At 65.9% G+C, this 14,963-nt stretch carries 14 protein-coding genes and 1 tRNA gene; 10 read left to right on the top strand and 5 right to left on the bottom strand.

Going from position 1 to position 14,963, the window contains the following annotated elements:
* Positions 1–6: 6 nt before the first annotated feature.
* The 5 genes from A5636_RS10495 to A5636_RS10515 all read right to left on the bottom strand — a co-directional run bounded on the left by A5636_RS10495 (position 7) and on the right by A5636_RS10515 (position 3,715).
* On the bottom strand, positions 7–654 hold the full coding sequence (locus tag A5636_RS10495; protein WP_065158565.1) for an LpqN/LpqT family lipoprotein: 648 nt from the start codon (positions 652–654) through the stop codon (positions 7–9).
* Positions 651–998 (bottom strand): arsenate reductase (glutaredoxin), encoded by a 348-nt coding sequence (arsC, locus tag A5636_RS10500; protein WP_065158566.1) that lies wholly within the window; start codon positions 996–998, stop codon positions 651–653. The genes A5636_RS10495 and arsC overlap by 4 nt, the downstream gene beginning before the upstream one ends.
* Positions 999–1,979 (bottom strand): ribose-phosphate diphosphokinase, encoded by a 981-nt coding sequence (locus A5636_RS10505; protein WP_065158567.1) that lies wholly within the window; start codon positions 1,977–1,979, stop codon positions 999–1,001.
* 93 nt (positions 1,980–2,072) lie between these two features.
* A complete protein-coding gene (glmU, locus tag A5636_RS10510; RefSeq protein WP_065158568.1) occupies positions 2,073–3,545 on the bottom strand; it encodes a bifunctional UDP-N-acetylglucosamine diphosphorylase/glucosamine-1-phosphate N-acetyltransferase GlmU in 1,473 nt (490 codons plus the stop codon).
* Between the two features lie 98 nt (positions 3,546–3,643).
* Positions 3,644–3,715, bottom strand: a tRNA-Gln gene (locus tag A5636_RS10515).
* A 181-nt stretch (positions 3,716–3,896) separates the two neighbouring features.
* Here A5636_RS10515 and A5636_RS10520 point away from each other — a divergent pair.
* The 10 genes from A5636_RS10520 to A5636_RS27225 all read left to right on the top strand — a co-directional run bounded on the left by A5636_RS10520 (position 3,897) and on the right by A5636_RS27225 (position 14,866).
* Positions 3,897–4,490, top strand: a complete 594-nt coding sequence (locus A5636_RS10520; RefSeq protein ID WP_065158569.1) for a TetR/AcrR family transcriptional regulator — start codon at positions 3,897–3,899, stop codon at positions 4,488–4,490.
* 64 nt (positions 4,491–4,554) lie between these two features.
* Complete coding sequence (locus A5636_RS10525) at positions 4,555–4,815, top strand: hypothetical protein (protein WP_065158570.1); 261 nt, start codon at positions 4,555–4,557, stop codon at positions 4,813–4,815.
* An 86-nt stretch (positions 4,816–4,901) separates the two neighbouring features.
* Entirely contained in the window at positions 4,902–8,579 is a 3,678-nt protein-coding gene (mfd, locus tag A5636_RS10530) for a transcription-repair coupling factor (protein WP_065158571.1), read from the top strand.
* Complete coding sequence (locus tag A5636_RS10535; RefSeq protein ID WP_065158572.1) at positions 8,576–9,700, top strand: nucleoside triphosphate pyrophosphohydrolase; 1,125 nt, start codon at positions 8,576–8,578, stop codon at positions 9,698–9,700. Before mfd ends, A5636_RS10535 begins: the two co-directional genes overlap by 4 nt.
* Positions 9,701–9,896: 196 nt before the next feature.
* Complete coding sequence (locus tag A5636_RS10540) at positions 9,897–10,628, top strand: lytic transglycosylase domain-containing protein (protein ID WP_065158573.1); 732 nt, start codon at positions 9,897–9,899, stop codon at positions 10,626–10,628.
* Between the two features lie 78 nt (positions 10,629–10,706).
* Positions 10,707–11,996 carry a phosphopyruvate hydratase gene (gene eno / locus A5636_RS10545; RefSeq protein ID WP_065158574.1) on the top strand — a complete coding sequence of 430 codons (1,290 nt, stop codon included), beginning with the start codon at positions 10,707–10,709 and terminating at the stop codon, positions 11,994–11,996.
* Positions 11,997–12,001: 5 nt separating this feature from the next.
* Positions 12,002–12,697 (top strand): FtsB family cell division protein, encoded by a 696-nt coding sequence (locus tag A5636_RS10550; protein WP_065158575.1) that lies wholly within the window; start codon positions 12,002–12,004, stop codon positions 12,695–12,697.
* Entirely contained in the window at positions 12,690–13,178 is a 489-nt protein-coding gene (locus tag A5636_RS10555; RefSeq protein ID WP_065158576.1) for a DUF501 domain-containing protein, read from the top strand. Before A5636_RS10550 ends, A5636_RS10555 begins: the two co-directional genes overlap by 8 nt.
* A complete protein-coding gene (locus A5636_RS10560; protein ID WP_172827204.1) occupies positions 13,169–14,110 on the top strand; it encodes a Ppx/GppA phosphatase family protein in 942 nt (313 codons plus the stop codon). The genes A5636_RS10555 and A5636_RS10560 overlap by 10 nt, the downstream gene beginning before the upstream one ends.
* A 432-nt stretch (positions 14,111–14,542) precedes the next feature.
* Positions 14,543–14,866 carry a hypothetical protein gene (locus A5636_RS27225; RefSeq protein WP_065156726.1) on the top strand — a complete coding sequence of 108 codons (324 nt, stop codon included), beginning with the start codon at positions 14,543–14,545 and terminating at the stop codon, positions 14,864–14,866.
* The last annotated feature ends 97 nt before the right edge of the window (positions 14,867–14,963 follow it).

Here is a 14,963-nt window from a genome sequence, read left to right on the forward strand (position 1 = left end):
GGTGCGCTACTTTTTGGCGACGACGAATCCCCGAATGATCGCCTCGACATCGGTGCTCTCCGAGACGGCCTGGTCCGCCAGGCTGGTGATGATCAGTTGGACCAGGTATCGCTGGTTGCCCGGCGGCTTTCCGGTCGGCAGCACCACCCGGTTCCAGCTGCGCATTCGGGCACCCTTCAGTTCGTAAGTGCCCTGGACCATGTTCGACGGAAACCCGTTGAAATCCGCTGTCGAGGCGTCCAGTTGGTGGAAACTCTGCGGTAAGTCGGTATTGGCGTGCTTGATCGCCTCGGCCGGATTGAACTCTCCGCGAAGCTTGACCACCACCAGCATGGCCGCAGGGTAACTATCGCCCTTGGCAATCAGCACCGCTTTCGACGGCGAGTTGGGATCGCTGCGAAGTTTCCACCCCGGAGGGGTCGGAATAGACACCGTCAGGTCGGGCAACCCGTCCGGGGCCACCGGATCACCGGCCACCCCTTGATCTTCCAAGTACTTCGACAGCGGGACGGGCGGCGCCGTCGGTGCCGGAGTGTCGCTTGTCGTTGTGCTCGTCGTCCAGATTGCTTGATAGTCTGCGACTTTGGGCCCGCAACCGACCGTCGTCAGGAAAACCGCAGCAGCAGCGATAGCGCGCAGTGTCTTGGCCGTCACAGAATTTCGCGCACGGTGTCGATTGGGCGCGCCAACCGAGTGCCCTTCGGGGTGACGACGAAGGGCCGTTCGATCAGGATCGGGTGCTCGGTCATGGCGTCCAGTAACTCGTCGTCGCTCGCGTCGGCCAAATTCAGCTCCTCGTAGAGCGATTCGCGCTTACGGACGGCGGCGCGCACCTCGATACCGGCATCGGCGATCATCGCCACCAGCTCGTCCCGGGACGGCGGCGTCTTCAGGTACTGCACCACGGTGGGCTCGTAGCCGCTGTCCCGCAACAAGTCCAGGGTCTTGCGCGACGTGCTGCACTTGGGGTTGTGGTAGATGACGGTCTGGTCGTCCATCTATGCGTCTCCGTCGAACAGTCCTGTGACCGAGCCGTTTTCGAAGACCGCACGAATCGTACTGGCCAGCAGCGGTGCAATGGACAGGACGGTGAGTTGGGGGAACCGTTTCTCCTCGGTGATCGGCAAGGTGTTGGTGACGATCACCTCACGGGCGCCGCAGCCGGCCAGGCGCTCGGCGGCCGGGTCGGAGAGCACCCCGTGCGTGGCCGCGATGATCACGTCCTTGGCGCCGTCGTCATGCAGCAGTTTGACTGCCCCGGCAATGGTGCCACCGGTGTCGATCATGTCGTCGATCAGCACGCAGGTGCGGCCGGCCACCTCACCGACCACGCGGTTGGAGACCACCTGGTTGGGCACCCGCGGGTCGCGGGTCTTATGGATAAAAGCCAGCGGGACACCACCCAACGAGTCCGCCCATTTCTCGGCGATGCGCACGCGTCCGGAGTCGGGGGATACCACCACCATGTTGCTGTCGGGGTAGTTGTCCTTGATGTAGCCGGTCAGCAGGTTCTGGCCACGCATGTGGTCCACGGGCCCGTCGAAGAAGCCCTGGATCTGATCGGTGTGCAGGTCCACGGTCACGATCCGGTCCGCACCGGCGGTCTTGAGCAGGTCGGCCACCAGCCGCGCCGAGATCGGTTCGCGGCCCCGATGTTTCTTGTCCTGCCGCGCATACGGGTAGAACGGCATGACGGCGGTGATCCTTTTGGCGCTGCCCCGTTTCAGCGCGTCGATCATGATCAGCTGTTCCATCAGCCACCGGTTCACCGGCGCGGGGGCCGATTGCAGGACGAACGCGTCACAGCCGCGCACCGATTCCTGAAAGCGCACGAAGATCTCGCCGTTGGCGAACTCCCGCGCTGTCTGTGCGGTGACGTGGACGTCGAGTTCTTTGGCTACCTGCTCGGCCAGCTCCGGATGAGCGCGGCCGCTGAAGAGCATCAGATTCTTGCGGTTATCGGTCCAGTCGTGGCTCACCGGGCTGCCCTTGCCGTGTCGGGATCTGAAATGAAGGCACCATCGTACGTAGTGAAGGGCCTGGTTCTGCGTCCGGGTTACTCCGAGGTCGGCTCATGATGTCTGGTCCGGCTCCGACTCGACGGCCTGCTGTGCCGCCTGCGCGGACGCCGTCCCGGGCCGCTTGCGCGCTACCCAGCCTTCGATGTTGCGTTGCGGCCCGGCTGACACCGCGAGCGCCCCGGGCGGGACGTCCTCGCGAACTACCGTGCCGGCGCCGGTGTACGCACCGTCGCCGATGGTCACCGGCGCCACGAACATGGTGTCCGAACCGGTCCGCACGTGCGAACCCACCGTGGTGCGGCGCTTGGTGATGCCGTCGTAGTTGACGAACACGCTGGACGCGCCGATGTTGGTGTGCTCGCCGATGTCCGCGTCGCCGACGTAGGTGAGGTGCGGCACCTTGGTCCCGGTGCCGATCGTTGAGTTCTTGGTCTCGACGAACGCGCCCAGCTTCCCGTCGCCGCCCAGCACGGTTCCGGGCCGCAGGAAGGTGAAAGGGCCGACGGTGGCGCCGTCACCGATGGTCGACGAGGTTCCGTGGGTCCGGCACACCGTGGCGCTATCGCCCACATTCACGTCGGTCAGGGTGGTGTCCGGTCCGACCACACAGTGCTCGCCGATCCGGGTGCGACCCAGCAACTGGGTGCCAGGATGGATAACGGTGTCACGGCCGATCGTCACGTCGACGTCGATCCAGGTGGTCGCCGGGTCGATCACGGTGACACCGGCCAGTTGGTGCGCGGCCACGATGCGACGGTTAAGTTCGGTGCCCAGTTCGGCGAGTTGGACGCGGTTGTTGACGCCCGCAACCAGCGCGCTGTCTTCGATGTGTCGGGCGCTGACGGTGTGACCCTCGCGCCGCAGGATCGCGATCACGTCGGTCAGATACAGCTCCTGCTGAGCGTTGTCGGCGCTCAGCTTGCCCAACGCCGATCGGAGCGCGGCGATGTCGAAGGCGTAGACACCGGTGTTGACCTCGCGGATTTCTCGCTGCGAGGGCGTCGCGTCGGTCTGCTCGACGATCGCCATCACCTCGTTGTCCTGCGTCCGCAGAATGCGGCCGTAGCCGTGCGGGTCGTCCAGCGTGGTGGTCAGCACGGTGACCGCCGCCTGGCCACCAGGGTGAGCCGAACTGTGGGTGGCGATCAGGTCGGCCAGCGTGTCGGCGTCCAGCAGCGGCGTGTCCCCCGCGGCAACGACGACGATGCCGGCGTAGTCGTCGGGCAACGCGGACAACCCGCACCGCACCGCGTGTCCGGTTCCCAGCGGCTGATCCTGCAGCGCGATGTTGATGGACCGGCCGAGATCGTTCGCCAAGTCGGCAACCAGCGGGGAAATGCGCTGGTGATCGTGGCCGAGGACGACAACCAGGTGCTGTGGCGCGAGCTTGGTCATGGCGTGCAAAGAATGCGACAGCATGCTGCGTCCACCGAGGGTGTGCAGCACCTTCGGGGTGTCGGAGCGCATCCGGGTGCCGGGCCCGGCCGCCAGGACCAGGACCGCAGTGTCACCGCGAAACGTCATCAACTCCTCCTAATACCCCGCCGAGCGCGCGTGTCTACACGACGACACGCCGTCAAGAGTGACATTTCGCGGACGCTCGCGGCAAAACCGTTCCCAAGCTCCGTCGCCAGGACTCGAACCTGAACTATCTGAACCAAAATCAGAGGTGCTGCCGATTACACCACGACGGATTGTTGCTCAGCGGCCCGTGAGCCGCCGATGAAACCTTATCGAACCCGGTCGGTATTCCTGAGTCGACTGCGGGTTGCTCGATCGGCTCTCGATAGGTTCTCGATTGGTTCTCGATAGGGTGATGACGTGGCCGCACCGGAGAGAAGCCCGGACAAGGAGCCCCGCACACCACGCGCCCGGATGACCGGAAGCGAGCGCCGGCACCAACTCATCGGCATCGCCCGTTCACTGTTTGCCGAGCGGGGCTATGACGGGACCTCGATCGAGGAGATCGCGCAGCGCGCCAACGTGTCCAAACCCGTGGTATACGAGCACTTCGGCGGGAAAGAAGGCCTGTATGCCGTGGTTGTCGACCGGGAGATGTCGGCATTGCTGGACGGCATCACCTCGTCGTTGACGAACAACCGGTCCCGGGTCCGCGTCGAGCGGGTTGCGTTGGCGTTGCTCACCTACGTCGAGGAACGCACCGACGGCTTCCGCATCATGATCCGCGACTCGCCGGCCTCGATCAGCTCCGGCACCTACTCCAGCCTCCTCAACGACGCGGTCAATCAGGTCGCCTCGATCCTGGCCGGGGACTTCGCCCGCCGCGGACTAGATCCCGAGCTGGCCCCGCTGTATGCGCAGGCGTTGGTGGGTTCGGTGTCGATGACGGCGCAGTGGTGGCTGGACGCGCGGGAACCCAAGAAGGAAGTGGTGGCCGCGCACCTGGTCAATCTGATGTGGAACGGTCTGACGCACCTGGAGGCCGATCCGCAGCTGCAGGACGAGTAGTTGGGATCGGTAGCGACCGCTGCCCGGTCCACTTGTCGACACCATCCCATCGACGAGGACCGACATGAAACCACCATCGCGCTTACTTCTGGGTTTGGCGGCGGCCGCCGCGCTGTCACTGATCGCCGCGCCGTCAGCCCAGGCCGATCAAGGCAACTGCCCGCGGCTGCAGGCCTGCACCACCTGGTGTCCCGGCGACCCCAATCCTGCGGGCCGGCCCGTGCCCTGGGACGGCGGTGTCTGCCACGACTACTACTGGGACTCCTACGGCGTGCACGACGTCGGTGACGGTGCGTTCTACTCCTGGGCAACGATGCCCTGGTAGCGCGCTGGAATTGCTGCTCGTCCCCACAGGCGACGAGGTGCTCGCCCGGTCGGAGCGGCAAGTCGGCCCCCTAGAATGGCGGAATCATGACCGCACCGGGGGCTGCTAGCCCAGATACCCCGATCGCGGGGCTGGTCGAATTGGCGCTGACCGCACCAACCTTCCAACAGCTCATCGAGCGTGCCTCCGATCGACCCGACAAACTCGCGCTGGTAGGCCCTGCCAGCGCGCGCCTCTTCGTGGCCGGCGCGCTGGCGCAGCAAGGCCCATTGCTGGTGGTCACCGCCACCGGCCGGGAGGCCGATGACCTGACCGCCGAGTTGCGGGGAGTGTTCGGCGACGCGGTGGCCGTCTTCCCGTCCTGGGAGACCCTGCCGCACGAGCGGCTCTCGCCAGGCATCGACACCGTCGGCACCCGGATGATGGTGTTGCGCCGTCTGGCGCATCCCGACGACTCCCGGCTGGGTCCGCCGTTGCGGCTCGTGGTCACAGCGGTCCGTTCGTTGCTGCAACCCATGGCGCCCCAACTCGGACTGCAGGAACCGCTGATTCTGTCCGTTGGGGACGAGACGCCGTTCGAGCAGGTCGCGGCGCGGCTCGTCGAGCTGGCCTACACCCGGGTGGATATGGTCGGCCGGCGCGGCGAGTTCGCGGTGCGGGGCGGGATCCTGGACGTGTTCGCTCCGATCGCCGAGCATCCGGTGCGGATCGAGTTCTGGGGCGACGAGGTCACCGAGATGCGGATGTTCTCGGTAGCAGATCAGCGCTCGATCGCCGAGATCGAAGTCGACACCCTGGTCGCGGTCGCGTGCCGCGAATTGTTGCTCACCCACGATGTCCGGGCCCGGGCCGCCGAACTGGCCGGACAACATCCCCCGTCGGAGAACTCGGTCACCGGCAGCATCATCGACATGCTGGCCAAGCTGGCAGAGGGCATTCCGGTGGACGGCATGGAAGCGCTGCAGTCGGTGTTGCAGCCGCCGGGAAGTGACGCCCACGCCCTGCTCACCGATCAGCTGGCCGAGGGGACGCCCGTCCTGGTGTGCGACCCGGAAAAGGTGCGTACCCGCGCCGCCGACCTGATCAAGACGGGCCGGGAATTCTTGGAGGCGTCCTGGTCGGTAGCGGCCCTGGGCTCGGATGCCCCCGTCGACGTGGAACAACTGGGCGGCTCGGGCTTCGCCGAACTCGCGGAGGTGCAGGGCGCTGCGAGCGCTTCGGGGCATCCGTGGTGGACGTTGAGTCAGCTCTCCGACGAGTCGGCGATCGAGTTGGACGTCCGGCCGGCGCCGTCCGCGCGGGGTCAGCACCACGACATCGACAGCATCTTCGCGATGCTGCGTGCGCATGTGGCGACCGGCGGGCACGCCGTCATGGTCGCGCCCGGGACCGGCACGGCCCATCGCGTCGTGGAACGGCTGGCCGAATCGGACATTCCGGCGGCGATGCTGGACTCCGGTGCGGCACCCAAGCCAGGCGTGGTCGGGGTGTTGAAGGGACCACTGCACGACGGTTTGATAATTCCGGGCGATCCCGCCAACCTCGTCGTCATCACCGAAGCCGACCTGACCGGCAGTCGGGCCACCGCCGTCGAGGGCAAGCGGTTGGCCGCCAAACGGCGCAACACTGTCGATCCGTTGGCGCTGACCGCCGGTGACCTGGTGGTGCACGATCAGCACGGGATCGGCCGGTTCGTGGAAATGGTTGAACGCACCGTTGGCGGTGCCCGGCGTGAGTATTTGGTGCTGGAATACGCATCCAGCAAACGTGGGCAGCAAGCCGACCGGCTGTACGTCCCGATGGACTCGCTGGACCAGCTCTCGCGGTATGTCGGTGGTCAGGCGCCTGCGCTCAGCAAGCTCGGCGGCAGCGACTGGGCCAACACCAAGACCAAGGCGCGGCGCGCCGTCCGGGAGATCGCCGGCGAACTGGTGGCGCTGTACGCCAAGCGGCAGGCCAGCCCCGGGCACGCGTTCGCTCCGGACACGCCGTGGCAGGCCGAGATGGAGGACGCGTTCGGCTTCACCGAGACCATGGACCAGCTGACCGCGATCACCGAGGTCAAGTCGGATATGGAAAAGCCGATCCCGATGGATCGCGTCATCTGCGGCGACGTCGGGTACGGCAAGACCGAGATCGCCGTGCGGGCGGCGTTCAAGGCGGTCCAGGACGGCAAGCAGGTCGCCGTGCTGGTGCCCACCACCCTGTTGGCCGACCAGCACCTGCAGACCTTCACCGACCGGATGGCCGGCTTTCCGGTGACGGTGAAGGGGTTGTCCCGCTTCACCGACACCGCCGAGTCCCGCAAGGTCATCGACGGTATGGCCGACGGTTCGGTGGACATCGTGATCGGCACCCACCGGCTGTTGCAGACCGGAGTGCGCTGGAAAGACCTGGGCCTGGTCGTGGTCGACGAAGAGCAGCGGTTCGGTGTCGAGCACAAGGAGCACATCAAGTCGCTGCGCACTCACGTCGACGTGCTGACCATGAGTGCCACTCCCATCCCGCGGACGCTGGAGATGAGCCTGGCCGGCATTCGGGAGATGTCCACCATCCTGACGCCGCCCGAAGAGCGCTACCCGGTGCTGACCTACGTGGGTCCCCAGGATGAGAAGCAGATTGCCGCGGCGCTGCGCCGCGAGCTGTTGCGCGACGGGCAGGTCTTCTACGTGCACAACCGGGTGAGCTCGATCGACCGGGCCGCGGCCCGGGTGCGCGAGCTGGTGCCTGAGGCGCGGGTAGTCGTCGCGCACGGCCAGATGCCCGAAGAGCTGTTGGAACGAACTGTGCAGGGCTTCTGGAACCGCGAATACGACATCCTTGTGTGCACCACGATCGTGGAGACGGGGCTGGACATTTCCAATGCCAACACGCTGATCGTGGAGCGCGCCGACACCTTCGGCCTCTCCCAGCTGCACCAGTTGCGCGGGCGGGTGGGCCGCAGCCGCGAGCGCGGGTACGCCTACTTCCTCTATCCGTCCGACGCGCCGTTGACCGAGACCGCCTACGACCGGCTGGCGACGATCGCGCAGAACAACGAGCTCGGCGCGGGCATGGCCGTTGCGCTGAAAGACCTGGAAATCCGCGGCGCCGGCAACGTGTTGGGCGTCGAGCAGTCGGGCCACGTCGCCGGTGTCGGCTTCGACCTGTACGTGCGACTGGTCGGCGAGGCCGTCGAGGCATACCGGGCCGCGGCCGACGGGCAAACGGTAACCACGGCCGAGGAGCCCAAAGACGTGCGCATCGATCTGCCCGTCGACGCTCACCTGCCGCCGGATTACATCGCCAGCGACCGGTTGCGGCTGGAGGCCTACCGGCGCCTGGCGTCAGCGACCGACGATGCCGGCGTCAACGCCGTCATCGAAGAACTGACCGACAGGTACGGCCCGCCTCCCGAGCCGGCCCTACGGCTGGTGGCGGTGGCGCGGCTGCGTTTGCTGTGCCGCGCTTCCGGCATCACCGAGGTCAGTGCGCCGTCGGCGGCGACGATCCGGCTCGCGCCGCTGAATCTGCCGGATTCCGCGCAGGTGCGCCTGGCCCGGATGTACCCGGGCGCGCGCTACCGCGCGACGACGGCCAACGTGCAGGTCCCCATCCCACGGACCGGGGGTGTGGGGGCTGCGCGCCTGCGCGATGTCGAGTTGGTGCAGATGGTCGCGGATTTGGTGACTGCTCTCGCGGGCATCCCGCAGCAAGATATCGGTATGACGAACAGCGAGTCGGTCAAGTCGAGTAAGTCGAGTAAGGAGCGGCAAGCGCAATGACTGTCGTTCTGGTCGACCCCCGCCGCCCCTCCCTGGTGCCGGTCGAGGCTGTCGAACTCCTCAGTGGCGAAGTGCAATACACCGAGGAGATGCCGATCGCGGTGCCCTGGTCGCTGCCCGACGCGCACCCGGCGTACACGGGGGCCGACGCGCCGGTGCTGTTGTCCTCGGATCCCAACCATCCCGCGGTCACGGCCCGGTTGGCCGCCGGCGCCCGGTTGATTTCGGCGCCCGCCCGCCAGCGCGGCGAACGGCTGGTCGACGCCGTAGCAATGATGGACAAGCTGCGCACCGCGGGGCCCTGGGAAAGTGAGCAGACCCACGACTCGCTGCGCAGATATCTGCTGGAAGAGACCTACGAACTGCTGGATGCTGTGCGCAGCGGCGACGTGGAACAAGTGCGTGAGGAACTCGGTGACCTGCTGTTGCAGGTGCTGTTTCATGCCCGCATCGCAGAGGATGCGGCGCTGCTGCCGTTCACCATCGACGACGTCGCCGACACGCTGATGCGCAAGCTCGGCCACCGGGTGCCGGGAGTGCTTGCCGGCGAATCGATTTCGTTGCAGGACCAGCTGGCCCAGTGGGAGGAAGCCAAGGCCTCGGAGAGGTTGGCGAAGTCCAGGAGTTCGGTGCTGGACGAGGTGCACACGGGTCAGCCGGCATTGGCGTTGGCGCAGAAGGTGATTCAACGTGTCAGTCAGGCCGGCCTGCCCGCGGAGTTGATCCCCGAAGAGCTCACCACGATCACTCTGTCGACCGAAGTCGATGCCGAAAACGACCTGCGGGCAGCAGTTTTGGACTTTGTCGACACGGTTCGCGATGTCGAGAAAGCGATCGCAGCTGCTCGTCGCGGCGACAGCGTCGCCGAGGAATTGGACGTGACCCCGGTCGGTTTCGTCACCGAGGACGAGTGGCGTGCCCACTGGCCGCTGGGCGAGGTGGCCGAGGCGGAGGCGGCGGCGTCGGAGACGGCATCGGGGTCGGAGTCGGAGTCGGGGTCGGAGTCGGGGTCGGAGTCGGAGTCGGAGTCGGAAGAACCGTCATTGCTCGAAGACCCGCAGGAATCCGTGGTTCAGCCGGTCAAGGAATCCCGGCCCAAAAAGCGCAAAGGACGGCGGTAACCACGCGGTTGCCGATGTTTGCGGCGACTCAGACAGTTTTCACAAACATGCTGTTGGTGAGTTGCCGAACCGTCGCAATAGGGCACAAACATGTGTGCTGGATGGCGAACTCGACGGGGCACTGTGCAAACCCATGGGACGATGATTGGGGCTGAATCGGGTAAACGGCCGCGCGGGGAGATCAACAGGAGAGTTTGTGTCGCCGAGACGCTGGTTGCGTGCGGTCGCCGTGATAGGGGCGACCGCGATGCTGTTGGCGTCAAGTTGCACCTGGCAGCTCAGCCTGTTCATCCCCGAGGGCGTGCCACCCCCGGCGGGGGATCCGGTGCCCCCGGTCGACACGCACGTCAGTGGCAGGCCGGCGGATCAGTTGCGGGAATGGGCCGAGCAACGTGCTCCGGCACTGGAAATGCCGGTCATCGCGCTGGAGGCGTACGCGTACGCCGCCCGGGTCGCAGAGGTGGAGAACCCGAAGTGCCATATCGCGTGGACGACGCTGGCGGGTATCGGTCAGGTGGAGAGCCATAACGGCACCTACCGGGGCGCGACGATAGCGCCCAACGGGGACGTGCGGCCGCCGATCCGGGGTGTTCGATTGGATGGCACCGGAGACACCCTGCGCATCGTGGACACCGACGCCGGCGCCCTGGACGGAGACGACGGGGTGGAGCGCGCGATGGGGCCGATGCAGTTCATCTCCGAGACCTGGCGCTTATACGGCGTCGATGCCGACAACGACGGCATCGCAAGTCCGGACAACATCGACGATGCCGCTCTCTCTGCTGCGGGTTATTTGTGCTGGCGTGGAAAGGATCTCGCCACGCCTCGTGGGTGGATCAACGCCCTCCGGGCCTATAACAACTCCGGTGTCTATGCACGGGCGGTCCGGGACTGGGCGACCGCCTACGCGGCGGGTCATCCGCTGTAGAAGGATGGTCGAAGTAACCCAGGCTTTAGGCTGAAGGCTGCCGGGGGCTTTTCAGCTAGGACACATAAGGAGAACCCAGTGCCGATTATCGAGCAGGTCGGAGCGCGCGAGATCCTCGATTCCCGCGGCAACCCGACCGTCGAGGTCGAGGTCGCTCTGATCGACGGGACGTTTGCCCGCGCGGCCGTGCCATCGGGCGCGTCGACCGGCGAGCACGAAGCGGTCGAACTGCGTGACGGCGGCGACCGTTACGGCGGCAAAGGGGTCAAGAAGGCCGTTCAGGCGGTGCTCGACGAGATCGGGCCGGCGGTCATCGGGCTCAACGCCGATGACCAGCGTCTGGTCGACCAGGCGCTGGTGGACCTGGACGGCACTCCTGACAAGTCACGGCTGGGAGCCAACGCCATCCTCGGCGTCTCACTGGCTGTCGCCAAGGCGGCCGCGGATAGTGCCGCTCTCCCGCTGTTTCGGTACCTGGGCGGACCGAACGCGCATATCTTGCCGGTGCCGATGCTCAATATCCTCAACGGCGGCGCGCACGCCGATACCGGTGTGGATGTCCAGGAGTTCATGGTGGCGCCGATCGGTGCGCCGAGCTTCGCAGAGTCGTTGCGTTGGGGTGCTGAGGTTTATCACGCGTTGAAGTCGGTGCTGAAGAAAGAGGGGCTGTCCACGGGCCTGGGCGACGAGGGCGGCTTCGCTCCTGACGTGGCCGGCACCACCGCCGCGCTGGACTTGATCACGACGGCAATCGAGGCGGCAGGGCTGCGACCCGGTGCTGATATCGCGCTGGCCCTCGACGTCGCCGCCACCGAATTCTATGAAGACGGCACCGGATACCGCTTCGAGGGTTCGACCCGCACTGCCGAAGAGATGGCTGATTTCTATGGCCGACTGCTCGGGTCCTACCCGCTGGTGTCCGTCGAAGATCCATTGTCCGAAGACGATTGGGACGGTTGGGCGGCCTTGACCGCGAGCATCGGGGACCGGATCCAGATCGTCGGCGACGACCTGTTCGTCACCAATCCCGAACGCCTCGAAGAGGGTATCGAACGGGGTGTGGCAAATGCGTTGCTGGTCAAGGTGAATCAAATCGGGACGCTGACTGAGACCCTGGACGCGGTGGCGCTGGCGCACCACAGCGGGTACCGCACGATGATGAGTCACCGTAGCGGCGAGACGGAGGACACCACGATCGCCGACTTGGCCGTGGCCGTCGGCAGCGGGCAGATCAAGACCGGCGCGCCGGCACGGAGCGAGCGCGTCGCCAAGTACAACCAGCTGTTGCGCATCGAAGAGGCGCTGGGCGATGCGGCCCGGTACGCCGGTGATCTGGCGTTCCCGCGGTTCGGCGTAGACCCGAAGTAGGCAGCTTGGCCGCCAAATCCGATCCGAAACGTCGTTCCCCGGCCTCACGTCCGGGGAAGCCCGGCGATTCGGCTCGGGGGCGTCGGTCTGGCGGTTCGGCGAAGCCGATCGCCAAGCCGCTGTCCCGGCCGCAGTCCAAACCAGCGCAGACCGCGCCCGACGAGAGTCGTAACGCGGCCCGCTCGCTGCAGGAACATGTCGTCGAGCCGATCAAGAGGTCCTTTACCGAATCCGTTGGGCAGCGGTCGGATCAGCGATTGGGATTCACCGCGCGGCGAGCGGCGATCCTGGCGGCGGTGGTGTGCGTGCTGACGCTGACCATCGCCGGCCCGGTGCGCACCTATTTCGCGCAGCGCACCGAGATGGCGCAGTTGTCTGCGACCGAAGCCGCGCTGCGTAGCCAAATCAAGGACTTGGAGCAACGCAAGGGGCAGCTAGGCGATCCGGCATACATTGCCGCGCAAGCCCGCGAGCGGCTCGGATTCGTCAAACCCGGCGACATTCCTTTCCAGGTGCAGCTTCCGCCGACGGCCGCGGTGGCGCCCCAGCCGGGAGGTGAGGTGGGCAGCCAGCTCAAGAACGAACCTTGGTACACCTCGCTATGGCACACCATCGCCGACGTACCGCACCTGCCTCCGTCTGCCCCGCCCGCGCCCGATCCCGAACAGGCGCCCGGCAATCCGATGGCCCCCGGTGGTTGATCGTGCCGACCTGGAGGTGGTGGCGCGCCAGATCGGCCGCGAGCCGCGCGGGGTGCTGGAAATCGCCTATCGGTGTCCCGATGGTGCACCGGGTGTGGTGAAGACGGCACCGAAACTGCCTGACGGAACGCCTTTTCCCACGCTGTACTACCTCACGCATCCGACGCTCACCGCTGCGGCCAGCAGGCTGGAGACGACCGGCCTGATGCGTGAGATGACCTCGCGGCTGCAAGCCGATCCTTCTCTGGCTTCGGCTTATCGGCGGGCGCACGAGTCGTATCTGGCCGAGCGGGACGCGATTGAGCCACTGGGGACTACGTTTTCGGGCGGCGGCATGCCCGAGCGGGTCAAGTGCCTGCATGTCCTGATCGCACATTCGCTGGCAAAAGGGCCCGGTGTGAATCCTCTTGGTGACGAGGCGGTCGCGTTGTTGGCCGCCGAGCCGGGTACGGCTCCTCTGATTGCGGGACAGTGGCGATGACGCGGCTGGCCGGAATCGACTGCGGCACCAACTCGATTCGCTTGTTGATCGCGGATGCCGTCGATGGGCGACTGCGTGACGTGCATCGTGAAATGAGAATCGTACGGCTGGGCCAGGGCGTCGATGCGACCGGCGAATTTGCTCCGGAGGCGATTGCCCGTACCCGGGCTGCCCTGGTCGATTACGCGGCGCTACTTCGGGTGCACAGGGTCGAGCGGGTACGGATGGTCGCGACGTCGGCTACCCGGGATGCCGCCAATCGTGATGTGTTCTTTGCGATGACGAGGGAAGTGCTGGGTGGCACGGTCGCCGAAGTCATCTCCGGAGAGGAGGAAGCTTCGCTGTCATTCGCCGGTGCGGTGGGTGAATTGGACGGCGCCGAAGCGCCTTTCGTCGTTGTCGACCTGGGCGGCGGATCGACGGAGATTGTGGTCGGCAAGGCTGCGGACGAAGTGGTGGCAAGTTATTCGGCTGACATCGGTTGTGTCCGCCTGACCGAGCGTTGTCTGCACTCTGACCCGCCCACTGTGCAGCAGGTGGCGGCCGCCCGTGAGGTGGTTCGTGAACAGCTTGCCGTCGCGTTGCGTGCGGTGCCGGTGCAGGGGGTGCGAACCTGGGTCGGGGTGGCCGGGACAATGACCACCCTGGCGGCGCTGGCTCAGGGCATGACGACGTATGACTCTGCGCTGATTCATCTTTCGCGCGTGCCGGTCGATTCGCTGCTGGGAGTGTGTGAGCGGCTCATTGGCATGACCCGGTCCGAACGTGCCACGCTGGGGCCGATGCATGAAGGACGCGTCGACGTGATCGGAGGAGGCGCGATCGTGGTGCAAGAATTGGCACGCGAACTGTATTCTCGGGCGGGCATCTCCGAATTGACCGTCAGCGAGCACGACATTCTGGACGGGATTGTCCTGTCCATCGCCGGCTAGATTCGGTATAGATCCGGTCACCGTTCGGTCTTCGCCGTTCGCGGTTTCGCTCTTTCGGGTTCGCTGTTCGCTGTCGTTGTCGTCGTATTCTGCGGCGCCGGCAGCCGCCGCCGCGGTGCGCATGTGTCTCTTTGCCCGGCTTGTAGCGACAACGGCTAATTGAGCGACAGTGTTGGGCACCTGCCGCGGGGCCGACAGGTTGCGTTGAATCTTGCCCGTGCCCGTGCCCGTGCCCGTGCCCGTGCCCGTGCCCGTGCCCGTGCGATTGCCGATTGCCGATCAGCCCAGTGCCCCTTGTCCATTAGCCTGCGCCGCGCTTCCGGAAGCATGTGCCTGTTCGCCCGGCTTGTAGCGACAACCTTCAATCGAGCGACAAACAGCATGAATGCGCGCTGACTGGCGACGGATCGATGCCCATGGCACGGTTCAACGATGAAACTTTGCCTACGAGGAACGGAGCTGCGCTACGTGCTCACCTGGCAGCTGGCGCTGCATGGGCCCGCGACTATCCGTGAGTTGATCGATGCCCTTGAGTACCACGGGTTTTGCGTCAACGGCCGAGCGTCAAAGGCGATCTCGGACGCGTTGCGTTGGGAGATCGGACGGGGCCGGGTGCGCCGGCTCCGGCGGGGTCGATACGGACCGCTGGAATTTCCACGCGGCACCGAACACCGAATCCATCAGCGTGTGCTGACTTTGCGGGCCGAAGCAAGGCGTCTGCGGAGGTCTGAGGATCGCGGTGAGTGGTTTGGCTGATTGTCGCTACGGTCGGGCAAAGTGAGATGTCCGGACATAGGGGTTGTCCCGCATCCAGCATTGTCGCTCGATTGAAGGTTGTCGCTACAAGCCGGGC

This window comes from Mycobacterium asiaticum (assembly GCF_001673315.1).
GTDB lineage: Bacteria > Actinomycetota > Actinomycetes > Mycobacteriales > Mycobacteriaceae > Mycobacterium > Mycobacterium asiaticum_B.

What these genes read in the sequence shown, in the direction of transcription:
- arsC (WP_065158566.1), bottom strand. Translation starts at nt 998, where the DNA reads ATGGACGACCAGACCGTCATCTACCACAACCCCAAGTGCAGCACGTCG.
- glmU (WP_065158568.1), bottom strand. Translation starts at nt 3,545, where the DNA reads ATGACGTTTCGCGGTGACACTGCGGTCCTGGTCCTGGCGGCCGGGCCC.
- A5636_RS10520 (WP_065158569.1), top strand. Translation starts at nt 3,897, where the DNA reads ATGACCGGAAGCGAGCGCCGGCACCAACTCATCGGCATCGCCCGTTCA.
- A5636_RS10525 (WP_065158570.1), top strand. Translation starts at nt 4,555, where the DNA reads ATGAAACCACCATCGCGCTTACTTCTGGGTTTGGCGGCGGCCGCCGCG.
- mfd (WP_065158571.1), top strand. Translation starts at nt 4,902, where the DNA reads ATGACCGCACCGGGGGCTGCTAGCCCAGATACCCCGATCGCGGGGCTG.
- A5636_RS10535 (WP_065158572.1), top strand. Translation starts at nt 8,576, where the DNA reads ATGACTGTCGTTCTGGTCGACCCCCGCCGCCCCTCCCTGGTGCCGGTC.
- A5636_RS27225 (WP_065156726.1), top strand. Translation starts at nt 14,543, where the DNA reads ATGAAACTTTGCCTACGAGGAACGGAGCTGCGCTACGTGCTCACCTGG.